Source organism: Exiguobacterium sp. s140 (assembly GCF_018617035.1).
Lineage (GTDB): Bacteria > Bacillota > Bacilli > Exiguobacteriales > Exiguobacteriaceae > Exiguobacterium > Exiguobacterium profundum.
On record NZ_JACSJK010000002.1, the window covers coordinates 1 to 21,823 of the forward strand.

21 protein-coding genes, 8 tRNA genes and 1 rRNA gene are annotated in these 21,823 nt (G+C 47.8%); 28 read left to right on the forward strand and 2 right to left on the reverse strand.

Going from position 1 to position 21,823, the window contains the following annotated elements; genetic code table 11:
- From rrf to KNO61_RS08105, 26 genes are all read left to right on the forward strand, one after another.
- Positions 1-87: ribosomal RNA gene (gene rrf / locus KNO61_RS07980) — 5S ribosomal RNA — on the forward strand; the annotation flags it as partial.
- 8 nt (positions 88-95) lie between these two features.
- A tRNA-Asn gene (locus KNO61_RS07985) sits at positions 96-170 on the forward strand.
- A gap of 5 nt (positions 171-175) precedes the next feature.
- Positions 176-250, forward strand: a tRNA-Glu gene (locus KNO61_RS07990).
- A 4-nt stretch (positions 251-254) separates the two neighbouring features.
- Positions 255-330 (forward strand) — tRNA-Val (locus KNO61_RS07995).
- A 29-nt stretch (positions 331-359) separates the two neighbouring features.
- Positions 360-432, forward strand: a tRNA-Thr gene (locus tag KNO61_RS08000).
- A gap of 6 nt (positions 433-438) precedes the next feature.
- Positions 439-522: transfer RNA gene (locus KNO61_RS08005), tRNA-Tyr, on the forward strand.
- Positions 523-527: 5 nt separating this feature from the next.
- A tRNA-Lys gene (locus tag KNO61_RS08010) sits at positions 528-603 on the forward strand.
- 6 nt (positions 604-609) lie between these two features.
- Positions 610-684, forward strand: a tRNA-Gly gene (locus KNO61_RS08015).
- A gap of 18 nt (positions 685-702) precedes the next feature.
- A tRNA-Ala gene (locus tag KNO61_RS08020) sits at positions 703-778 on the forward strand.
- A 201-nt stretch (positions 779-979) separates the two neighbouring features.
- The gene (gene rocF, locus KNO61_RS08025) at positions 980-1,882 is read left to right on the forward strand and encodes an arginase (RefSeq protein ID WP_214685188.1); all 903 of its coding nucleotides are present in this window, start codon (positions 980-982) and stop codon (positions 1,880-1,882) included.
- A 130-nt stretch (positions 1,883-2,012) separates the two neighbouring features.
- Positions 2,013-2,588, forward strand: coding sequence for an RNA polymerase sigma factor SigW (gene sigW, locus KNO61_RS08030; protein ID WP_012727640.1), 576 nt, complete (start codon positions 2,013-2,015; stop codon positions 2,586-2,588).
- Positions 2,585-3,220 carry an RseA family anti-sigma factor gene (locus KNO61_RS08035; RefSeq protein ID WP_214757987.1) on the forward strand — a complete coding sequence of 212 codons (636 nt, stop codon included), beginning with the start codon at positions 2,585-2,587 and terminating at the stop codon, positions 3,218-3,220. The genes sigW and KNO61_RS08035 overlap by 4 nt, the downstream gene beginning before the upstream one ends.
- Before the next feature lie 127 nt (positions 3,221-3,347).
- Entirely contained in the window at positions 3,348-4,208 is an 861-nt protein-coding gene (gene cdaA, locus KNO61_RS08040) for a diadenylate cyclase CdaA (RefSeq protein WP_012727638.1), read from the forward strand.
- Positions 4,209-5,489, forward strand: a complete 1,281-nt coding sequence (locus KNO61_RS08045; protein ID WP_214687697.1) for a CdaR family protein — start codon at positions 4,209-4,211, stop codon at positions 5,487-5,489.
- 36 nt (positions 5,490-5,525) lie between these two features.
- Positions 5,526-6,884, forward strand: coding sequence for a phosphoglucosamine mutase (gene glmM, locus KNO61_RS08050; protein ID WP_214872908.1), 1,359 nt, complete (start codon positions 5,526-5,528; stop codon positions 6,882-6,884).
- Positions 6,885-7,242: 358 nt separating this feature from the next.
- Positions 7,243-9,039, forward strand: a complete 1,797-nt coding sequence (glmS, locus tag KNO61_RS08055; RefSeq protein WP_078147858.1) for a glutamine--fructose-6-phosphate transaminase (isomerizing) — start codon at positions 7,243-7,245, stop codon at positions 9,037-9,039.
- A gap of 139 nt (positions 9,040-9,178) precedes the next feature.
- Complete coding sequence (locus tag KNO61_RS08060) at positions 9,179-9,742, forward strand: YdhK family protein (RefSeq protein ID WP_078147857.1); 564 nt, start codon at positions 9,179-9,181, stop codon at positions 9,740-9,742.
- A 115-nt stretch (positions 9,743-9,857) separates the two neighbouring features.
- Positions 9,858-10,337 carry a DUF2975 domain-containing protein gene (locus KNO61_RS08065; protein WP_078147856.1) on the forward strand — a complete coding sequence of 160 codons (480 nt, stop codon included), beginning with the start codon at positions 9,858-9,860 and terminating at the stop codon, positions 10,335-10,337.
- Between the two features lie 10 nt (positions 10,338-10,347).
- Positions 10,348-10,566 (forward strand): helix-turn-helix domain-containing protein, encoded by a 219-nt coding sequence (locus KNO61_RS08070; protein ID WP_012727632.1) that lies wholly within the window; start codon positions 10,348-10,350, stop codon positions 10,564-10,566.
- Between the two features lie 83 nt (positions 10,567-10,649).
- Complete coding sequence (locus KNO61_RS08075; RefSeq protein ID WP_214685194.1) at positions 10,650-11,336, forward strand: DUF975 family protein; 687 nt, start codon at positions 10,650-10,652, stop codon at positions 11,334-11,336.
- 69 nt (positions 11,337-11,405) lie between these two features.
- Positions 11,406-12,362 (forward strand): NAD(P)/FAD-dependent oxidoreductase, encoded by a 957-nt coding sequence (locus KNO61_RS08080; protein ID WP_214685197.1) that lies wholly within the window; start codon positions 11,406-11,408, stop codon positions 12,360-12,362.
- An 85-nt stretch (positions 12,363-12,447) separates the two neighbouring features.
- Positions 12,448-12,891 (forward strand): MarR family winged helix-turn-helix transcriptional regulator, encoded by a 444-nt coding sequence (locus KNO61_RS08085; protein ID WP_214685199.1) that lies wholly within the window; start codon positions 12,448-12,450, stop codon positions 12,889-12,891.
- A gap of 3 nt (positions 12,892-12,894) precedes the next feature.
- A complete protein-coding gene (locus KNO61_RS08090; RefSeq protein ID WP_214872909.1) occupies positions 12,895-15,552 on the forward strand; it encodes an MMPL family transporter in 2,658 nt (885 codons plus the stop codon).
- A 163-nt stretch (positions 15,553-15,715) separates the two neighbouring features.
- Positions 15,716-17,173, forward strand: a complete 1,458-nt coding sequence (locus KNO61_RS08095; RefSeq protein ID WP_078147851.1) for a methyl-accepting chemotaxis protein — start codon at positions 15,716-15,718, stop codon at positions 17,171-17,173.
- Between the two features lie 102 nt (positions 17,174-17,275).
- Positions 17,276-17,560, forward strand: coding sequence for a putative quinol monooxygenase (locus KNO61_RS08100; protein ID WP_074035366.1), 285 nt, complete (start codon positions 17,276-17,278; stop codon positions 17,558-17,560).
- Between the two features lie 14 nt (positions 17,561-17,574).
- Complete coding sequence (locus tag KNO61_RS08105) at positions 17,575-18,459, forward strand: VOC family protein (RefSeq protein ID WP_214730161.1); 885 nt, start codon at positions 17,575-17,577, stop codon at positions 18,457-18,459.
- Positions 18,460-18,494: 35 nt separating this feature from the next.
- Here the strand turns inward: KNO61_RS08105 and KNO61_RS08110 are convergent, their stop codons facing one another.
- Positions 18,495-20,309, reverse strand: coding sequence for an LTA synthase family protein (locus KNO61_RS08110; protein WP_214685206.1), 1,815 nt, complete (start codon positions 20,307-20,309; stop codon positions 18,495-18,497).
- A gap of 177 nt (positions 20,310-20,486) precedes the next feature.
- On the opposite strand from KNO61_RS08110, the gene KNO61_RS08115 reads away from it, so the two are divergent.
- Together KNO61_RS08115 and KNO61_RS08120 are read left to right on the forward strand one after the other, a co-directional pair.
- Entirely contained in the window at positions 20,487-20,678 is a 192-nt protein-coding gene (locus KNO61_RS08115; RefSeq protein WP_031421892.1) for a helix-turn-helix transcriptional regulator, read from the forward strand.
- Between the two features lie 3 nt (positions 20,679-20,681).
- The gene (locus KNO61_RS08120) at positions 20,682-21,149 is read left to right on the forward strand and encodes a hypothetical protein (RefSeq protein ID WP_078147848.1); all 468 of its coding nucleotides are present in this window, start codon (positions 20,682-20,684) and stop codon (positions 21,147-21,149) included.
- A gap of 118 nt (positions 21,150-21,267) precedes the next feature.
- Here the strand turns inward: KNO61_RS08120 and KNO61_RS08125 are convergent, their stop codons facing one another.
- Positions 21,268-21,666 carry a VOC family protein gene (locus tag KNO61_RS08125; protein ID WP_074035381.1) on the reverse strand — a complete coding sequence of 133 codons (399 nt, stop codon included), beginning with the start codon at positions 21,664-21,666 and terminating at the stop codon, positions 21,268-21,270.
- Between the last annotated feature and the right edge of the window lie 157 nt (positions 21,667-21,823).

A 21,823-nucleotide genomic window follows, 5' to 3' on the forward strand; every position in this document is an offset into this window, starting at 1 on the left:
GTTCCCATGCCGAACACGGAAGTTAAGCGTCTCAGCGCCGAAAGTAGTTGGGGGATCTCCCCCTGTGAGGATAGGACGTTGCCAGGCAAGATCGTTCCGCAATAGCTCAGTGGTAGAGCAACCGGCTGTTAACCGGTAGGTCGTAGGTTCAAATCCTACTTGCGGAGCCAATTTAGGCCCGTTGGTCAAGCGGTTAAGACACCGCCCTTTCACGGCGGTAACACGGGTTCGAATCCCGTACGGGTCACCAATATGGAGGATTAGCTCAGCTGGGAGAGCACCTGCCTTACAAGCAGGGGGTCGGCGGTTCGATCCCGTCATCCTCCACCATCTTTATTTATTACATCAAACCTATATATGCCGGTGTAGCTCAGTTGGTAGAGCATCTGACTTGTAATCAGAGGGTCGAGGGTTCGAATCCTTTCGCCGGCACTCCTCGGGGGGGTAGCGAAGTGGCTAAACGCGGCGGACTGTAAATCCGCTCCTTCGGGTTCGGCGGTTCGAATCCGCCCCCCCCCACCAGGTTTGAGCCATTAGCTCAGTTGGTAGAGCATCTGACTTTTAATCAGAGGGTCGCAGGTTCGAGCCCTGCATGGCTCACCATTTTTTGCGGAAGTAGTTCAGTGGTAGAATACGACCTTGCCAAGGTCGGGGTCGCGGGTTCGAATCCCGTCTTCCGCTCCATATTCTTATCCCTGTTTCGGGGCCTTAGCTCAGCTGGGAGAGCGCCTGCCTTGCACGCAGGAGGTCAGCGGTTCGATCCCGCTAGGCTCCACCATATGTTTTTTTCTTAAGTTAGTGATGACTTAAGTTTTTTTTTGCCTAAAACCATGAACCATTCAATTGAGAGTACAGAGAAAGGCAGCCTGCCACCATTCAGGCTGCCTTTTTGCATGTTTATTCATCATTCTGCCGAGTTGAACCAAACAAATGATGGCGTTTACAATTTAACTATCAAGCGTATAAAGGGGGAATGGCGATGCAATGGTCATATATTCACGTGCCGCTGCGTTACGGTCAGGGGAAATTAGGGGTCGATCAAGGACCGACAAAGTTAAATGAAATGGGGATGCAACAACTCCTTCCAACAGGAACGGTCAAACATACGATTCGTGTCTTGCCGGAATCTGAAATTCGAGAAAATGAAGAACATTTAAAACGGGTCGATGGTGTCCTGCATACCGTCACGGAATTAGCAGAAGTCGTACATCGTGAGATTTCAGAAAATCGATTCCCTTTGATCGTTGGGGGCGATCATAGTATGGCAATCGGTACTCTTGCTGGATTGGCTCAAACAGGTCCTTATGGAGTCATTTGGGTGGATGCTCACGCTGACTTGAATACAGGCGAAACATCACCATCGGGGAATATTCACGGAATGCCACTTGCGGCAGCGATGGGGATGGGCGACGTGCGTCTGACAGAAGTGGGCGGACGTGATCCGAAGCTATCACCAGAGCATTTAGTTTATATTGCCCTGCGTGATATCGATGAAGGAGAAATGAATGAAATCAATCGACTCGGCATCAAAGTCATTACAGTAGAAGAAGTACGTACGCGTGGCGTGGATGTCATCATGAAAGAGTCATTAAGTTATCTTCGTGAACGAGTAGACCGTTTTTATATCAGTTTCGATATGGATAGTCTCGATGCATCCCTCGTTCCTGGAACAGGTACACCGGTTGACGGCGGTTTAACAGAAGTCGAAGCCAAAGCGATTTTAAAAGAAGCGATGCAAGCAGAAGACTTGATCGCAGTAGAGCTCGTCGAGTTAAATCCGGCATTAGACCGGGATGACGTGACGGCTCAGTTGGCCTATCGCTTATGTGAAACGATTATAAAATCTAAAGAAAACCTGTTATTGGAAGGCGAAACCGTCTGATTTCCTTACAGTTTCCAAACCCGTTTGCTACAATGGGGATGGAAACTTTTTTTGATTTTTTTGAAACCATTTCAATATCAAGACGTATATAGAGATGACCGCATGTGTAGCGGAGAGGGGAAGTGGATTGATGGAACGGCTGACCACCCGTTTGGTTGATGAATTGAGGGCGGGGAATCACGATTCGTTTGCCGAACTGGTAGAACTATACAAGGATGGCGTCTTTGCAATCGCCTATAAAATTTTGTATGATCGCGGCGAAGCAGAGGACGCTGCCCAAGAGGCGTTCATTCGTGCCTATACACGAATCGATACGTATGACGCGCAATATAAGTTCAAAACATGGCTCTATCGAATCACGACAAACGTTGCCATCGATCGATTGAGGAAGCGGAAGCCGGAATATTCGATGGATGCCGAAATTGCGGGTACAGACGGTTTGACTTATCAAGACCACTTAGCTGATGAAGCGCCCCAACCCGATGCCCAAGTGGTTCATCGCGAAATTCGAAGTGAAATGCATGAGGCAATCAAGCAACTTCCAGACAAATATCGCATTCCGTTATTATTAAAATATGTGGATGATTTGTCGCTTAAAGAAATCAGCGTGATGATCGACATGCCGGTCGCAACGGTTAAGACAAGGATCTTCCGGGGAAGAGAAATGTTAAAAACAATCTTTCAAAATAGGGAGGGGTTCAATTGACTCCTGAAGAAAAAGTACAACAATATTTGGAAGATGGCGTTTTGCCCGAAGAATCTGACGAATTGCGTCAATTGTTAGAGGACGATGAATTATATGAATCGTATCTACAATATGAACGAATCGACGCAGAACTGAAAGCATTGCCTCGTCCAAAAATATCAGCAGATTTTACGGCTCGAGTGATGGCCGCTTTACCTGAAACTCCTGCACAGACAGCACCTGATTCTGTCGTACCGTTATCAAAACCGGTTCGAAAAGAACGCAAACCGCACTCGAAACAAATGCTATGGTTGCAACGGCACCCAGGTTTGATTGCGGCCGTACTGTTCTTTAGTTTGATGTCTAGTGCGACACTCGGACTATGGAGCAGCGCTTCAGAGACGATGACCTATACAAAAGTACCAGGTGTGATCGTATCTGAGAATGAAGTCATTGTCCCGGCCGGTGTCACGGTTGAAAAAGACATCACGGTCCAAGGTGGCGATTTACGGATTGAAGGTACCGTCAATGGAAACGCGACAGCCGTCAATGGTCGTGCCTATTTAGCAAGTGCCGGTCAAGTGACAGGTGAACTCGAACAGATCGATCAGATGTTCGAATGGATTTGGTATTCGATAAAACAACTTTTCTAAAGACGCTTCTGGCGTCTTTTTTTCGTTTCAATCTGGTTTCGTTTTGACGTGACGCAATGCGTATCTATAGAAATGATGATATAATGGAATTTGCACGATTTAGCTAGGTAGTTGAGGAGGGGAGCATTTGCCGCTACTTGAACAAGTATCATTTTTCTCATTTTTAAATCTTTCAGAAAACGTACATTGGTACGATTATTTGAATGATGTTTTAGATATCGTCGTCGTCACGTATGTCATTTATAAATTAATGATGATTGTGCGTGGGACAAAAGCAGTACAATTAATTAAAGGAATTTCCATCATTCTAGTCAGTTGGTTCTTGAGCGGTTTCTTCGGGTTGAAGACGCTCCAGTTCTTGCTAAATCAGGTGATCACGTACGGTCTCCTCGGAATCATCATCATTTTCCAGCCAGAGTTGAGACGGGGTCTTGAACATCTCGGACGAACGAGTAACTTATTCAGTCGTACGGGAACGAGTGATGAGGAGCAACAACGACAAATGATTGAAGCCATCGTCAGTTCCGCACAGTACATGTCAAAACGGCGAATCGGTGCATTGATTGCGATTGAACGTGATACGGGATTGAACGAATATGTGGAGACCGGCATTCGTATGGATTCGCATATCACATCCCAGTTGATTATTAACTTATTCATTCCGAATACGCCGCTTCATGACGGCGCGATGATTATTCAGGACGGGAAGATTGCGGCGGCAGCTTGCTATTTACCACTTTCGGAAAGTCCGCACATCGATAAAGCCCTCGGGACGCGTCACCGGGCAGCCATCGGAGTCAGTGAAGTGACGGATAGCGTCACTCTTACCGTCTCAGAAGAAACGGGAGCAGTCTCACTTGCAATCGCGGGCCGCTTGTATCGGGAACTAGACGAAGAAGCGCTTCGCAATAAATTAATTCAAGAACTCGTCATCGAAGAAAAAGAGGCGACCCTCTCGTTCTTCGGCAAAAAAGGAGGGGATAAGTAAGTGATTGATCAGTGGTTACAACATAAGTGGTTTCTCCGCTTCATCGCACTTGCTTTAGCCGTCCTTTTATACTTAATGGTCGCTGAGACCAGTTCTTCGAATAACGCCTCAAGCGCATTGCCAATCGTCGGACAAAGTTCCATGACGCTCGATGTGCCGGTCGAAGTGTTTTTTGATGAGGTCCAGTATGTCGCATATAATGTTCCGGAAGAGATGGGTGTCGAGCTTCAAGGGCCATCTAGTAGTTTAACGATGACGAAATTGGTGAAAGATTATCAGGTGTTCGTCGATTTGACCAATCTTGGCACCGGATTCCATCGTGTCCCGGTCGAAGCGCGTGGATTCGGCGGAGACGTCAATGTCAAACTAGATCGAGAGACTGTCGAAATCTATATCGATCGGAAACAAACGATTGAAGTCCCTGTGTCCGTGAATCTGTTGAACAAAGATCAATTACCGGACGGAAAAGTCGCGGGCGATGTCGAAATCGAACCGTCGACTGTAAAAGTCACAGGTGGTGCGAGTCGGATTCAAAACGTCAAAGAAATCACGTTGAATGTGGATGTTGCCAATCAAAGTCAGACGTTCACACGAGAAATTCCACCGACCATTTTAGATGCGAATGGAAATCCGTTGAACGTGTCAGTCGATCCGAATATCATCAATGTCACCGTACCGATTTATGATGAGAGCGCGATGATTCCAATCGAGGTCGTCACGAGCGGAGAGGTGGCAGACGATTTCCGCTTAGTTGATACGTTGCTAGGTGAGACGGAAGTCCGTGTCTTTGCACCAAAAGCGGTGCTAGATGAACTCCAGCAAGTGGAGACAGAACCGATTGAACTTGACGATTTAACGAAGTCGGAAAAAGTGACCGCTACCCTTCGTCTTCCGGAAGGAGCGACTTCACTCGGTAAAAAAGAAGTAGAAGTCCAGGTGCTCGTTCGTCCAAATGATGAGACGAAAGATGACACGGGTGAATTGACAGAGCGGATTCGGTTGACCGTTCCAATTAATGTCCGTGGATATGACCGGACGAATTTCACGATTCAAACGCAAGATGTGGTCAGCGTAACGCTCTCGGGCAAACGTTCCCTTCTTGAAAGCATCTCATCAAACAGTGTCAACGTGACGTTAGATCTGACTGGATTACCGAGCGGAACACATGCGGTCGATGCAGATTATGAAGTACCAAAAGGCGTGACCGTGATCTCGCCAAAGACAATCGATGTTCAATTGACGGGCGTCGATGAAGAAACCGAAACATCTTCCATTCAATAAAGATGTTCAATCATACAAAAGTGAGGATTTAATCTTATGGGTAAATATTTTGGAACAGATGGAGTTCGCGGTGTTGCCAACTCTGAGTTAACTGCGGAATTAGCATATCGTTTAGGTCGTGCGGGTGGCTACGTGTTGTCGAAACATTTGCCAGAAGGCGAACAGCCGAAAGTGTTGATCGGTCGTGACACACGGATTTCAGGACATATGCTTGAAGGTGCATTGATTGCGGGTCTTCTCTCAATCGGTGCAGAAGTGATGCGTCTCGGTGTCATCTCAACACCTGGAGTCGCTTACTTGACGAAATCGCTCGACGCGACGTCAGGTGTCATGATTTCAGCATCGCATAACCCTGTGGCGGATAACGGAATCAAATTCTTCGGTAGCGATGGTTTCAAATTAGACGATGCGACCGAGCAAGAAATTGAAGACATCTTAGATGCTGCGGAAGATACGCTCCCGCGTCCGACAGGTAAAGATCTCGGTTTCGTATCGGATTACTACGAAGGCGCGCAAAAGTATCTTCAAATGTTGAAACAAACGGTAGAAGAAGACTTTGATGGTCTTCATATCGCACTCGACTGTGCACATGGAGCGACGAGTGGCCTTGCGGCTCGACTGTTTGCAGACTTAGAAGCAAACGTGTCGACAATCGGAAACTCGCCAAACGGTTTAAATATCAATGAAGGTGTCGGGTCGACACACCCTGAGCATTTGGCCGAATTCGTCCGTGAAAAAGGAGCGGACATGGGCCTTGCCTTTGATGGGGATGGAGACCGTTTGATTGCGATTGACGAGAACGGTGAAATTGTCGACGGAGACAAGATCATGTATATTTGCGGAAAATACTTGAGTGAAAAAGGGCGTCTCAAAGACAACACGATTGTCGCGACGGTCATGAGTAACCTCGGTTTCCATAAAGCCGTTGAAGAAGCGGGCATGACGGCGCTTCAAACAGCAGTGGGTGACCGCTATGTCGTCGAAGAAATGAAAAAACATCAATATACACTCGGTGGCGAACAATCAGGTCATTTGATTTTCCTCGATCACTCGACAACGGGTGACGGTATGTTATCTGGTGTGCAATTGGCAGAAATCGTGAAATCGACAGGGCGTAAACTGTCTGAATTAGCGGCAGAGATGCCAGTTTATCCGCAAAAGCTCGTGAACATTCGTGTGACGAATAAAAACGATGCGATGAACGGAGAGCGTGTCTTGGCAACGATTCAAGAAGCGGAAGCGGAAATGGCCGGAAACGGTCGGATCCTCGTCCGTGCATCAGGTACAGAACCACTCGTTCGTGTCATGGCGGAAGCCCCGACAGCGGAAGAGTGTGACCGTTACGTTGAAAAAATCGCACAAGTCGTGCGCGAAGATTACGGCGTAGACGGATAAAATTTTCGAAACCGGGAATAACACAAGGGAATCCACATCGGATTCCCTTTTTGTTTCCGTTTTGTCATCGAGAAAACAGCGGATTTTCTTGACGAATGGGGGTGTGATTTGTACTATTAAGAGCGTGACCTTGGAAACGGAAGGACACAAGAGTACGAACAAGCGCCAGAACTCTGCGGAGTTGACGAGGTTGGAGGTTATCGAGATTTCGGCGGATGCCTCCTCGTCGCCTGTCACGACGATAAGCATGCTTTTAAAACGCCCGGGCGACCGGACGGACAAAGAAGCGTGTACTGACAGCTCTTAGAAAAAGCCCGTTTCCTTTTTCGAGAAATCGAAGAATAGAGGAGATTTGTTTATGTGTGGAATTGTAGGAATGATTGGGAATACCGGAGCGAAGGAAGTCCTTCTCAAAGGTCTCGAAAAACTCGAGTACCGTGGTTATGACTCGGCAGGTCTTGCGTTGATGCATGAGAATGTCAACGTTCACAAAGAAGTCGGTCGCATTGCTGCGCTACGCGAAATCATCCCAGCAGAAGTAGACGGCACGATTGGAATCGGCCACACACGTTGGGCGACACACGGGGTACCGAGCGTGCCGAACGCCCACCCGCATCAAAGCACGACTGGACGTTTCACGCTCGTCCATAACGGCGTAATCGAGAACGACGAGCTCATCAAGAAGACGCTCGACGTCCCGTTCCTTTCAGAGACGGACACAGAAGTCATCGTCCAGCTCATGGAGAAGCACTTCGTCGAGCTCGGCGATGTCGAGGCGGCGTTCCGTAAGACGCTTTCGGACCTCCACGGTTCGTACGCGATCGCGATGATCGACTCAGAGGACAAAGAGCGCCTCTATATCGGCAAGAACAAGTCGCCGCTCCTCGTCGGACTTGGTGACGGCACGTTCAACGTCGTCGCATCAGACGCGATGGCGATGCTCCAGGTGACAGACCAGTACCTCGAGCTCCACGATGGTGAGATCGTCATCCTCACACGTGAGTCGGCGACGATCAAGACGCTCGACGGCGAAGTACTCGAGCGTGCACCATACACGGCCGAGATCGATGCGTCAGACATCGAGAAGGGCACGTACGCGCACTACATGTTGAAAGAGATGGACGAACAGCCAGCCGTCATCCGTAACATCATCCAGCACTACCAGAACGAGAACGGCGACATCGAGCTCGCAGAAGGCGTGCGTGAACTCGTTTCGGAAGCAGACCGCGTCTATATCGTCGCATGTGGTACAAGTTACCACGCTGGTCTTGTCGGGAAGCAATTGATTGAGCGCGTTGCAGGTGTACCGACTGAAGTACACGTCGCATCAGAGTTCGGTTACAACATGCCACTTTTGACAGAGAAGCCACTCTTCCTCTTCATCTCACAATCAGGTGAGACAGCGGACAGCCGTGCCGTCCTCGTCGAAGTGAAAAAATTGGGCCATAAAGCGCTCACGTTAACGAACGTGGCAGGATCGACATTGTCACGTGAAGCGAACGAGACGATGCTCCTCCACGCAGGACCAGAGATCGCGGTCGCCTCGACGAAAGCATACACGGCACAGATTGCCGTCCTCGCAATTCTCGCATACGACATCGCTCGTGCGAACGGGAAGAAACTACCGTTTGATCTCATGCAAGAACTTGCACTCGTTGCGACAACAATGGACTCGATCATGGCACAAAAAGAAATCTTTGAAGAGCTTGCAGATAAGTTCTTGAAAGAGTCACGTAACGCATTCTTCCTCGGACGTGGATTGGATTCATATGTAGGTCTCGAAGGCGCATTGAAGCTGAAAGAGATTTCATATATCCAAGCAGAAGGGTACCCAGGTGGGGAACTCAAACACGGTCCGATCGCCTTGATTGAAGACGGGACACCGGTCATCACGCTCGTGTCTCAACCACACACACACCTCAACATCCGTGGAAACATCAAGGAAGTTGTGGCGCGTGGTGCCATCGCATGTACGATTTCAATGGAAGGAATGGAGCATGAGAACGACGCATTCGTTCTTCCACGTGTTGAACCACTTCTCACGCCACTCGTGACGGTTCTTCCACTTCAACTCATCTCGTACTATGCAGCACTCGCTCGCGACTGTGATGTCGACAAGCCACGTAACTTGGCGAAGTCTGTAACGGTTGAATAATGTCCAAGACCAAAATCTTTCGGGATTTTGGTCTTTTTTGTTGCAATGAGTTAACAAATCATCGCAATGTTCTCAAAAACGTCTGTTTCTTCAAAAGAGGGGGTAAAATCTACATGAGTATGAACAAAGGAGAGATTTGATGAAACAGAAGAAATGGATGACAGGTCTCGGTGTCGTGATTCTCGCGACATCATTGGCCGCTTGTGGGGATACGGCAGAGGACACATCGATGGAGATGTCAGAAGAGCAAAGCATGGACCATTCAGCGATGGATCACTCCGGGTCTGGAGAAGTTCCAGACGGGCTGATGGAAGCCAGTGATCCGACTTTTCCAGTCGGATCAACCGCGATGATGACAGCGGATCACATGCCAGGAATGGAAGGTGTGGAGGCCACGATTGTCGGTGCTTATGATACGACGGTCTACGCCGTCAGCTATACACCGACAACAGGCGGTGACCCGGTAGAAGATCACAAATGGGTGATTCACGAAGAATTGGACAATCCAGATGAGGAACCGTTGTCTGAAGGGGATGAGGTCGTATTGGCCGCCGACCATATGGAAGGGATGGACGGCGCAGAAGCGACAATCGATACAGCGGAAGAGACGACCGTTTACATGGTTGATTACACGACCGAAGACGGGGAAAAGGTCACAAACCATAAATGGGTGACCGAAAGTGAATTAGAAGCAATGAAATGAATGTGATAGACCTCGAGTACATCTCGTGGTCTATTTTTTTCATTAAATATTTATTGATAAACGATAAATCGTGGCATATGATAAAGAAAATAAAACTAAATGAGGTGTTTGGCAGATGAAACGGGAAACCATCTTTTTGAAACTAGCAGTGATTGTCTTGTCGCTCCCGATTCTCGCGGCATGTATCTTTTTACTCCCTTTCCTTTGGCGAGAGGCGGTGGAGAGCGGAGGATGGATTGCGAATTCGATGCGACCGATTATTGGAGGGATGTATGTAGCAGCGATTCCCTTTTTCGTTGCCTTGTCACAGTCATTCATCTTACTTGGATTGATTGATCGGAATGAGGCATTCTCCTATCGGTCGGTGAAAGCACTTCGTGTCATTAAATATTGTGCGTTGACCATCACGGCCATCTATATGGCGACACTCCCGTTCTTCTATTGGTTCGCTGAGCGTGACGACTCGCCAGGATTTTTAGTCATCGGATTCGTCTTCGTGTTCGCCGCATTTGTCATTGCCGTCTTTGCTGAGTTGTTACAGAAATTATTGAAGCGAGCCATCGATATGAAACAAGAAATCGATTTGACGGTCTGAGGTGAGAAAAATGGCGATGATTGTGAATCTAGATGTGATGTTAGCGAAGCGGAAAATGAGTGTGACAGAGCTGTCGGAACGGGTCGGGATCACCATGGCGAACTTGTCGATTTTAAAGAATGGAAAAGCGAAAGCGATTCGTTTTTCGACGCTCGAAGCAATTTGTGAAGCGCTCGACTGTCAACCGGGGGACATACTAGAATATCGAGCGGACGAACGAGCAGAGTGAATCTCTGCTTTTTTGTGTGAACATGAAACGTATTTGAACGATATAGCGTATATAAAATAAATCATTCAGGGGGAGACTAGAAAATGGTTCAAACATGGACAGAACGGACACACGAAGCAATTAATGGGAAACGAGGTCGACTGTTAATCTGGTCGTTTCTCTGTGCCGTTATATTAGAATCTAGCGCATTGCTCGATCCGACACTTTACGGGGCGAAAGCCGATTCAGTACAGGCGATTGTATTCCTTTTATGTACAATTGTTGTATCCTTCATGCTATATCCAATCATCATTGGGTATCACTGGGTCATTCTTTCAATCATTCGCGGACAAGACGCGCAGTTCCGTGATGTATTTCGACCGATGAAAGAACGATTTGGTAAGCATGTGACTGCAGTCATCCTACTAGCCATCTTCCAGACGCTTTGGACACTATTGTTCATTGTTCCAGGAATCATGAAGTTCTTCTCTTACGCGTTCACGTACTTTATTTTGCGAGATGAGCCAGCATTATCGGTCAGAGAATCGATCACGAAGTCACGCGCGCTGATGCATGGTCAGAAGTGGGACGCATTTAAACTAATTTTGCCGTTCATCCCGATTTATTTGATTGGCTTCACGTTATTTACGGTCGTCAATTCGGTTTTACTTGCTGCATTCTCCCTATCGATTGCGACGGTTCTCATTCGTCCATTCGTCGTTTCGCGTTTCGCTGTCATGTATGAAGACTCGCGTCGGGCGTACGACGAACAATGGAACAAGCCAGCCTGAAGCATATCAAACAGAGGGTAAATTGAAGGAACGTGCTACAATCTTCATGAAGAGAAAGGGGAATGCGGAATGAAGATTGGGATCATCGGGGCCGGTCTGAGCGGAATCATCGCAGCGCGTGAACTCGCGCGTCAAGGTCATGACGTCGAATTGGTTGAAAAGAGTCGAAGCGTCGGGGGACGCTTGGCGACGCGTCGAATCGGTGATGGACGAGCCGACCATGGAGCGGTATATTTCACGGTGCGTGGAGAAGAGCTCGAACGAGAGGTACAGTCGTGGATGAATGCGAACTGGGTGCAAGTCTGGTATGCCGACCCTTATCCACGTTATGTCGCGATTAATGGGATGAATGCCCTCGCTAAGCGTTTAGCTGAAGATTTGACCGTACAGTTGAATAAACGAGTGGAGAACGTTCAAGTGGAAGAAGACGGAACCGTCACAGTCAAGACAGACGTGACGACGCGTTCCTATGATCAAGTCGTGATGACGGCACCGCTTCCACAGTCATTCGAACTACTAGGGAGTTTGGTCGACCAGATCAAACCCGCGCTACTTCGTCTCGTATATTCGCCGACGTTCGTCGGTCTTTTTGAATGTGCCGGTGATGTACAGATTGGAGCAGACGGTATTCTCGATCAAGAACTGGTACCTGGTGTATTAAAAATCGTCGATAATCGCCAAAAAGGAATCTCTGCGACACCACTCGTAAGTGTCTATATGGAGGAGGCGTGGAGTGAGGCGTGGTATGAGCGACCGGAGGAAGAGACACTTGCTGAAATAGAGCGGTTAGTGCGTGAAGAAGTCGGAGACCTCGGTATCCAATCACGGCAGTTAAAACGTTGGCGTTACGCGCAAGCGAAAGATGTATGGCATGAGCCGTTTTATCAAGTAAGCCATCATCCCATCTATTTAGCAGGGGATGTCTTCCTTGAAGCTGATGATCCATCCGGACGAACGCGATTCGAAAGTGCCTATCTGTCTGGGTTACGTGTGGCAGAAACCATCGAAAAGAACATGGATCGATAAGGGCATCTCTTATCGGTCTTTTTATTTGACGCCATTTAGTTTAGGGCATAAACTATAACCATCTAGTTTAGGGGGTAAACTAAAAATGAAAGCATTGATGCGTGAAGCGGTGCAGTTGTTTGAAGAAGTGATGTTCCATGGGACGGAACATGTCATCGAAGCGATGGAGGGAAACGTATGGCGCGAGTATTCGCGTGAACAGCTCCAACTGTTGAAGTTACTCGATCAGTTTGGACCGACTCCTGCTGGGCAATTGGCGCAAAAACAAGGTGTCCATAAAAGTGCGGTCTCGAATCGCCTGAAAAAGTTGGTCGACAAAGGACTCGTCACGAGTCGACGAGGACAAGATCAACGGGAACGATTGATTGAATTGACCCCAGAAGGGAAACGGCTCGTCGAAGAAGTGGACGGTGCCGTCTATCGATATGTGGAATCCCTCATCGATGGAGAAGTAGACGAAATTGAAATCGAGCAGTTTGTTCGGACGTTCCGAAAAATAAAGCAATTGCTCCGAATCGGGGAGGAATAACACATGCATAAAATCATTCAATGGCGCTGGGGAATTTTCATTTCCCTCATCGCATTGACGGCAGCATTATTTGTCGCAGCACCGAACTTAACGGAACAAGCAGAAGAGGCAGGGAGCTTCCAACTTGCGGACGACATGGACTCACAACGCGCACAAGCGATTTTAGATGAAGCCGGGAAGAGTGACAAGACCATCTCCCTCGTCTATGAGTTTGAATCAATCGGAGAGACGGAGCGAACAGATGTCGCGCGTGTCATCGAAGAACTTAAACAAAATGAAACGGTCGTGACAGATGTTCTCGATCCGTTCGAAAACGAGGAGACAGAGGCACAGCTTGTCTCAGAAAACGGACGCATCGTCCTCGTCCCCATCACGGTAGAAGGTACGACGGAAGAAATCAATGCGTTTGCTGATGATGTCCGTGAAAACGTGCTCCCGCAAGAGGAGACAGTATATATCACCGGGGAAGAAATCATTAACAATGATGTGAATCTAAGTGCACAGGAAGGGTTGAAAAAGACAGAAATCATCACGGTCGTGTTGATTTTTGGATTACTCCTTCTCGTCTTCCGTTCCATCGTGACCCCGTTCATCCCGCTCATCGCGGTCGGATTCACTTATCTATTGAGTCAATCCTTTGTCGCGTTCTTCGTAGATTGGTTCGGGTTCCCGGTGTCGAACTACACGCAGATCTTTCTTGTCGCCATCTTGTTCGGGATTGGGACAGACTACTGTATCCTGCTTCTTAGCCGTTATAAAGAAGAACTCAGTGCAGGACATGCCATCGAAGACGCCATCGTCAATACGTACAAGACGGCAGGACGGACGGTCCTCATCAGTGGACTCGCGGTCTTCGTCGGTTTTGCCGCCATCGGATTTGCTGATTTTCCAATCTTTAAATCAGCGGTCGCCGTCGCAGTCGGTATTGCGGTGTTGCTGCTGATTCTTTTCACGGTCGTCCCGTTCTTTATGGCGACGCTCAAACAGCGACTGTTTTGGCCGTCGAAAAAGGCAGGCGAGCATCATGACAGCAAGCTTTGGGCTAGCTTGAGCCAATTGTCGGTCAATCGCCCGTTCGTATCGATTTTAGTTGTCGGGTTGATCACAGTACCTGTCTTATTCACATATGACGATGCCCGTTCGTTCAATACGGTCGATGAGATTGGAGACGGCTACGATTCGGTTCGTGGACTGAATTTGATCTCAGAAGGGTTCGGTCAAGGGGAATCCCTTCCGGTACAAGTCATTTTGAGACAAGATCAAGCCATTACAGAATCAGAAGTTCCCTATATCGAAAAGTTTGCAAGTGAGCTTGAAAAAGTTGAAGGTGTGAATGGTGTCCGTGCGCTCACACGTCCGACTGGTGAAATCATCGACGATTTTTATGTCGACACACAACTCGGTGAAGTCAGCGATGGCTTGTCTGAAGCGCAGACGGGTCTCGGGGATGTTCAAACTGGATTGGATGAGATTGAGCAAGGATTGAACGGGATTGTTGGACAACTACCAAGCGGTTCAACCAATGCTGGGGCACCGCTTGCAGAAGCAGCAGCGGGACTAAATCAGTTGAATGGTCAACTTGGTCTCATTGGGCAAGGATTGACAGCGACTCAAAACATCCCGGCCGCAGTCGGACAGCTCGGTCAAGTATCAGCTGGCCTCACACAAATTGAGTCAGGAATCAACGAAGCGGCGTCCGCATTAAATGCACAAGGTTCTCAGGTCGGTGAACTTGGTAGCGGGTTAGCGCAACTGGCGACAGGTGTCGCGGAAGCGAACGACGGGCTAGGACAAATTGAGTCTGGTCTCGGCGAAGCCGTTTCGTTCTTACAACAGTTGAGTGAAGCAGATGCGCTTCGGGAGACTGGTGTGTATCTTCCGGAAGGGACGCTCACATCAGATGCGTTCTCACCTGCAGTCGAACGATATGTCTTCGATGAAGGAATGGCGACTCAGCTCGAGGTCGTCTTAGAGATGGACCCGTATTCGCCAGAAGCGATTGACACGGTCGAGACCGTGAAAGCGACGATGGACCGGGTCGTCACGGATACGCCGTTCGAAGATACGACGATCGGATATGCCGGTATTTCAAGTATTAACAGCGACTTGAATGAGACGTCGACGAGCGACTTCAATCGGACGGTCGCCATCATGCTCGTCACACTCTTTATCGTCTTGACGGTGTTGTTCCGTTCGATGGTCATGCCGCTCTATATGATCGGTTCGCTCTTATTGACGTATTATACGTCTGCGGCCATCACGGAGCTTATCTTTGTCGAAGGTCTCGGCTATGACGGTATCAGTTGGGCTGTCCCGTTCTTCGGGTTCGTCATGTTGATCGCCCTTGGCATCGACTATTCGATTTTCTTGCTCGACCGGTTCCGGGAGGAGTCGCTTAGCGGGATGACGGTGCGCGATGCGCTCGTCCATTCGATGACGAAAATGGGGACGGTCATCATGACCGCCGCCGTCATCCTCGCTGGGACGTTCGGGGCGATGATCCCGTCTGGCGTACTCAGTCTCGTCCAAATTGCGACGATCGTTATCACCGGACTGTTGTTATACGGATTGATTGTGTTGCCACTGCTCATCCCAGCAATCACGGTCTCCTTCGGGGACGGGGTATGGTGGCCATTTAAACGGAAAGTTGAAGATAGATAATTGTGAGGGATTCAGAGGACAACAAGTGCAGCGAATGCTGGCATATGTTGTCCTATTTTTATTTGTTGAGTCAATACAAAACTGCGAGAAATGGACTTAAAAATTTTCAGCATGTGCCGAAATATATATAGACTCTTACTTTTATTGAAAGAAGGCAACAATCATGGTAAATCATTTTGAGAAAATGAGCTCGTTACTCGTATCGCGGATGTTAATCATTTTGTTTTTCCTTTCTTACCCGATTATGGGGATGTTATATTGGTTGGGTGAGCTAGCTGGACAGGACGCCATGCGTTTTATTATGACAGGGACAATTATTCAGATTGGAGCGTGGCTCGGTTATCGCTTTTACGTAGAAAAGCCGTGGTTGAAGTACGGTCTGGTCACACTCATGTATATCGCTGCTTCAGCGATTATTTATACCTTGCCCGGTGCGGCGATTCAAAATATCGTCTTTCTGTATATCGTATTGATGTTGATGTACTTGAATCGGCATCTTGTGCTGTACGGCAGCATTCTCGCGCTTATCGTATCGGTCGGAGCTGTATTGATTGGGCGCTTTTCATTTGAAACGCCGCTCGATTTCGTCAGTTGGTTCACTGTGCTCACAATGGCTTTGTCTGGCGCCTACTTCGTTTCTTTCTTTGGGGCAAAATTATTACACGAGACGTTTACACAACAACAACAAGCTGAACAGCATGCGAGTGAGGTCGAACTCAACATGGCGAAGACGACAGCGAGTGCGACAATGCTTCATGGCGCGGTATTTACAATGAATGATTCCGTTGATTCCGTCACGAACGCCTCAGAACAAGTCACGGCCCAAATTGGTTCGATGACAAAACGAACGTCTGAACAAGCAGTTTTGATTCAGAATGTCGCCTCACAAATTCAATCCACTGTACAGGCGTTTGAACGGATGCAACAACAGCTTCAAGAAACAACCTCGCACGTGAACGGTGTCTTACAAGACGCTCAACTATCACATGACAATATGGATTCGACAGAACGGTCGCTTGCTGAGCTGAACTTAAGTATCAGTGAAGTGAATCTAGCCTTTAAAGGATTGGCGGAGCGTTTCCAAGAAGTGCGGACCATCACGGATACGATTCAGCAAATCTCGTCTCAGACGAACTTGTTGTCTCTTAACGCTTCAATTGAGGCGGCACGAGCAGGTGAACACGGAAAAGGGTTTGCCGTCGTCGCGACGGAGATTCGAAATTTGTCCGCTCAAACGGCACAAGCATCAGCTCAGATTAATGACATTATCCAACTCGTCATGCAAGAGGTACAAGTGACGGAACGTGCCATCGATGGCAGTACAGAACGTCTATCGACGCAGGAAGAACAAGTCCGTAAGAGTGGGGCGTCGATCCTTTCCATGATTCAAACGACAAATACGGTCGCAGGAACAGTAGATGAGACGTCGAGTCAGCTCCAAATCGCCGCCGCAGAATTACACAAAGTCCATCAAGTGACGGGTGATATGACGGCGTTGACGATGGCACTCGAAACGAACAGCCAAGACGTTCATGTGTTGACGATTTCACAACAAGAAGCGTTAGCTTCGTTGAAAGATCAAATTGAAGAACTGAACGAGATTGCGAACGAACTCGTCTAAACGATGGACACGCCTTTACAAATCGGCGTGTCCATTTGCGTATACATCTCTTCTAAAACGGGAAAAGTATTGCGTTCATGTAAAACGGAGGAGGAATTTGCAATGGAAATCGTGATTACCGCTGTATTAAAGGCATATCCGGGGAAAGAGGAAGAGTTAAGGCAAGCGCTCGATGAAGTCATTTCCCCATCGAGACAAGAAGAAGGATGTTTGACGTATGTGCTCCATGAGTCAATCGATGCCCCGGGCACGTTCGTGTTCTATGAGAAATATCGGGACGAGACGGCGCTCGACGCGCATATCCATTCAGCCCATTATCAGGCGTACCGGAAACGAGTGGAGACATTGCTCGCCGTGAGAGACGTGTATCGTCTACGTGAAGTCTGAAAGGAGGAAATCTAATGATTACCCAATCGATTATCCCGTGTATTTGGTTCGAAAGTCACGTCGAAGCGATTGCGGAGTGGTACGTCTCGAAGTTTCCCGATTCGTTCATCGACTATACGACGAAACTGATGGATACGCCTTCAGGTGAGACGACGATTGTGACCGTCTCGCTGTCGGGACAGTTCTTGCAACTGCTTGGGGCGGGTCCGTTGAAGGACCGCAATCCCTCCATCTCGTACATGGTCACGTTCCCGACGTCGGAAGAAGTGGATACGCTTTGGGGCGAATTGAGTGAGGGGGCAGAGGTGCTCATGCCGCTTGACACGTATGATTTCAGCGCGCGCTATGGCTGGTTGAAAGACAAGCACGGGGTATCCTGGCAAATCATGCATAGCGGCGGGATGGACATCCAGACGGTGACCCCATGCTTTTTGTTCGTCGGGGACGTCTTTGGTCATGCTGAAGCGGCGATGAACGATTGGATCTCTATTTTCAAAGATTCATATGTATTGGACGGACATACGGTACGATACACGGAAGAAGACGGGGACGAGCTTGATGGGAAAATCAACTATGCTCGTTTCGTCTTATCCGGTCGAGAATTTGTCGTGATGGACAGTAATGAAAATCATACATTTTCGTTTAACGAGATCCAGTCGCTCATCGCTTTTTGTGAGTCGCAAGAAGAAGTCGATTCCTACTGGGAGCGGCTATCGGCTGTACCGGAAGCAGAGGAGTGTGGTTGGCTGAAAGATCGCTATGGCGTCTCCTGGCAAATCATCCCGTGGGAAATGGAAGAGATGATGACGGTAGGTTCGCAAGAGCAGATTGAACAGGTCGTACAGGCATGTCTGCCCATGAAAAAGCTTGATATCGCGACATTGCGTAAAGCTTACTGAACAAAACTCCCGAAACAAATAGCTCGGGAGTTTTTTCATGGACTCATTTGCGAGAGGGCATCTTTCTCGATGATGGTATCCGAGAGCCGGAGCTGACTGGCCGCGCGGTCGATGTAAGGGGCGCATCGATCGAATGCGACTTGTTCTTCCGTCTCAATGGAATAGCATGTGCCGTTACCAGCACGTTCGGTCAAGTCTGGTTCATAGTAATAATCTTCGTATCGGAAAGCGCCCGTCCGAAAGACGGTTAGATTTGACGTATCATTCAATAAGGAGTCGCCAAGCATATATGCTGGAGAGATTCCAAGTAAATCGAGAATCGTCGGGGCGATATCGATTTGTCCACCACTCGCCTCCATGACTTCTCCTGTCGTCGGTCCAGGTGGTTTGATGAAGAGAGGGACAGCACGGTCAAGTTGAAACGCGTCAACCGTCGAGTTCACTTCTTCGAGGGTAGCCATCTCTTCTCCTGGTGCCGTCAGACCGCTATCGTGGTCACCATACATGACGAGAAGCGTCTCATCCCAGAAACCATCTTGTTTCAATCGTTCGATGAACTGACCGACAGCGGCATCGACGAAATGAACGGTATGGTAATAGTTTTCGAGAAGGGGATCGTCGATATCAGATAGGTCCAACCGCTTCTCGTCTTCCGGGATATCGTACGGTGTATGACTCGTTAAAGCGACTAAAAATGCGTAAAATGGTTCATCCAACTCTTCCATAAATCCGACCGACGTATTTAAGAATTCCTGATCGTTGAGTGCCATCCCGATGATGCCTTGATCGGGGTAGTCTTTGTCGCTAAAGAAATGATTGAACCCGATATTGTCATAAAAGTCATCGCGATTCCAAAAGTCTTTTCGGAACGAATGCATGGCTGCCGTATCGTAGCCCGCCTCATTCAAGGATTGAGAGAGCGCGCTGAATTGATTTCCCGGGAAACGCGTGTAGACGGAACCAGATTTGACAGGATAAAGTGACGTGTTGACGATGAACTCTGCATCAGACGTTCGCCCTTCATGCGTTTGATGATACACGTTCGGGAAGTAAAGCATGTCACGTCGCAGTCGGTTCAAATTCGGGGTCAGTTCCTGTCCATCAATCTGTTGATCGATGACGGATGTTTGGAATGATTCGAGTTGTAAAACGATAACGTTCGTATCTGGACTTGGGGCACTTAATTCTTGATAAGAGAGTGCTTGAATTTGAGAACGCTCTTCTTCTGTCAGGGCTTCGTTCCATCCCATAGCACGTTCGACGCCTCGGGCGACATCCATCGCGTGATAGCCCCAAAATCCAAGATGATAGTATTCACGCATATTCGATATGGGGTCGTCCGCGATCCACTTTTCTCCACGCTGATAACTGAGGGTGAGCGGGATTGTGAAGAGAAGAAATCCGAGTGTGAAGCCAGCGAGCGCCAATCGTCTTCCGTTTCGTTTCCCTTCACGGACAGGATGACGTTTCATATAACGCAAAATCAAACCGTAGATGATGAGGTCGATGAAGAAGAACGCATCGATTGGGCGGATGAGCGTCAAGAAGCCACCCCCGACATCTCCCATCTGCCCGATATCAGATAGTAAGGCGACGGATAATAAGTCTTCAAAATAGCGATAGTACCAGACGTCCGAGACGAGCAGGGTACTATGCAGGAACAGAGAAACGTATAAAATCCATCGGCGGATCGGATAAGACACGGCGAGTGCCCAACTCGTCAGGAGCAAAATCGTCGCCAAATTGATGAGGAAGAATGAGAAGTCGAACGCCGTCGCGGTCAACCAGCTAAAAAAGAAGAGCTTTGCCAGAGAGAGTGACAAGTAGCTCCAATAATCGAGATATTTCATTAGTGATCTCCTAACTCAAAATGTAGTTACTGTATCCTTTCCTTTCTTATGAACAGAGAAAACGTAGAAAGTGTGATGGAGATTCATTCGTAATCAAAAATATGTAATATATATATTGCGTTAATGGAATATATATATTACATTTTAGGTATTGCGCAACTAAATTAGGAGACAGACATGGGAAATAGAGTAAAAGAACATCGAGTAGAAAAGAATCTTACTCAAACCGATTTGGCAGAGGCGATCGGTGTGACTAGACAGACAATCGGTTTGATCGAATCGAATAAATATAATCCCTCTTTGAAACTCTGTATTGCCATTGCGAGGGTTCTGGGCGTCACGTTAAATGATTTATTCTGGGAGGAGTAAAAGATGAAAGAATCATGGGTCACAATGTTTTTACCAAATGACGAATATAAAGAAAGGCGGATGTTGTACTTTATAGCCGAGGCTTTCGTTTTGTTCATTGGATTTTTGGGAGTAGTCGTTCTATTGAATAGATTTTCAGGTATATTCAACACTGAGTCTTCATATATTTTATTGAGTGTTATAGCAATTCTAAGTCTCTATGTATGGATTCGCTATATTCTCTCAGGTATGGAGTATACAAACGTTGTTGAGAAATCTGAATATAAAATCGAACTAAGGAAACTGATTGGTTCCACATCGAAGTTTGCTGTTTTGTTTGCTGGAGTGGCAATAGCATTAAAGGTGACAGGTGTAGTGATTTACTCTTGGGTGGACTTGTTAGCAATGACACTTCTTTCAAATGGGTTACTTCTGGTCGCACAATTCATTTCACTTCAACGGTCATTTAGAAAAAATCGTGAGCTTTCATGACCGAGTTGATATATTCGTTTTACTTCAAATAGGACATCTATGTCTTTAAGAGTGCATAACAAAACCAGGTCCCATGCAAACATGGACCTGGTTTTGTTAGATAACTGTGAAGCTCTGATTATGTAATCTCGAACGTATCACGCAGTTCAATGATGGTTCCTTCCGGTGCTTTTAATTTACTTAAATGTCCATCGACGACGAAGTAGATGTTGCCACCGTGCTTCGGTAAAAACGTGACGCCGAGTTGTTCGAGTCGTGCGACTTCCGCTTTGAGGTCATCTACATAGAGGGCGAAATGGACGGGACCGGCCACATGTTTCGAGTAGTCTTGTAACGTTTCATCTGTTTTAGCAGTCTGGAGCTCAATATAAAAATCACCGAGTTTGAGCCAACTGTTGAAGTCACGCGTATGAAAGTTTGGCGACTCCTGGACGAGTTCAAAACCGAGCGCTTCGTAAAATGACTTCGATGCGGCATAATCCGGGGTTTGGATACAGATATGATGGATTTGTTTCATTGGTTGTTTCCTTTCGTTTGCAAATCTTTCACTCGATCACGGTGGAACGGAGAAGTCAATTCTTCTGAGATGAGGCTGATCGTATGTCCATCCGGGTCTCGTACGTCTAGTGTAACGAATGCATGCTTTCGAAGATACGGGAGAAGAAACTTTTTAC

Bases quoted from the DNA above. Each gene is read 5' to 3' on its own strand.
- rocF (WP_214685188.1), top strand. From the start codon at position 980: ATGCAATGGTCATATATTCACGTGCCGCTGCGTTACGGTCAGGGGAAA.
- sigW (WP_012727640.1), top strand. From the start codon at position 2,013: ATGGAACGGCTGACCACCCGTTTGGTTGATGAATTGAGGGCGGGGAAT.
- glmM (WP_214872908.1), top strand. From the start codon at position 5,526: ATGGGTAAATATTTTGGAACAGATGGAGTTCGCGGTGTTGCCAACTCT.
- glmS (WP_078147858.1), top strand. From the start codon at position 7,243: ATGTGTGGAATTGTAGGAATGATTGGGAATACCGGAGCGAAGGAAGTC.
- KNO61_RS08060 (WP_078147857.1), top strand. From the start codon at position 9,179: ATGAAACAGAAGAAATGGATGACAGGTCTCGGTGTCGTGATTCTCGCG.
- KNO61_RS08065 (WP_078147856.1), top strand. From the start codon at position 9,858: ATGAAACGGGAAACCATCTTTTTGAAACTAGCAGTGATTGTCTTGTCG.
- KNO61_RS08070 (WP_012727632.1), top strand. From the start codon at position 10,348: ATGGCGATGATTGTGAATCTAGATGTGATGTTAGCGAAGCGGAAAATG.
- KNO61_RS08075 (WP_214685194.1), top strand. From the start codon at position 10,650: ATGGTTCAAACATGGACAGAACGGACACACGAAGCAATTAATGGGAAA.
- KNO61_RS08080 (WP_214685197.1), top strand. From the start codon at position 11,406: ATGAAGATTGGGATCATCGGGGCCGGTCTGAGCGGAATCATCGCAGCG.
- KNO61_RS08085 (WP_214685199.1), top strand. From the start codon at position 12,448: ATGAAAGCATTGATGCGTGAAGCGGTGCAGTTGTTTGAAGAAGTGATG.
- KNO61_RS08090 (WP_214872909.1), top strand. From the start codon at position 12,895: ATGCATAAAATCATTCAATGGCGCTGGGGAATTTTCATTTCCCTCATC.
- KNO61_RS08095 (WP_078147851.1), top strand. From the start codon at position 15,716: ATGGTAAATCATTTTGAGAAAATGAGCTCGTTACTCGTATCGCGGATG.
- KNO61_RS08100 (WP_074035366.1), top strand. From the start codon at position 17,276: ATGGAAATCGTGATTACCGCTGTATTAAAGGCATATCCGGGGAAAGAG.
- KNO61_RS08105 (WP_214730161.1), top strand. From the start codon at position 17,575: ATGATTACCCAATCGATTATCCCGTGTATTTGGTTCGAAAGTCACGTC.
- KNO61_RS08110 (WP_214685206.1), bottom strand. From the start codon at position 20,309: ATGAAATATCTCGATTATTGGAGCTACTTGTCACTCTCTCTGGCAAAG.
- KNO61_RS08115 (WP_031421892.1), top strand. From the start codon at position 20,487: ATGGGAAATAGAGTAAAAGAACATCGAGTAGAAAAGAATCTTACTCAA.
- KNO61_RS08120 (WP_078147848.1), top strand. From the start codon at position 20,682: ATGAAAGAATCATGGGTCACAATGTTTTTACCAAATGACGAATATAAA.
- KNO61_RS08125 (WP_074035381.1), bottom strand. From the start codon at position 21,666: ATGAAACAAATCCATCATATCTGTATCCAAACCCCGGATTATGCCGCA.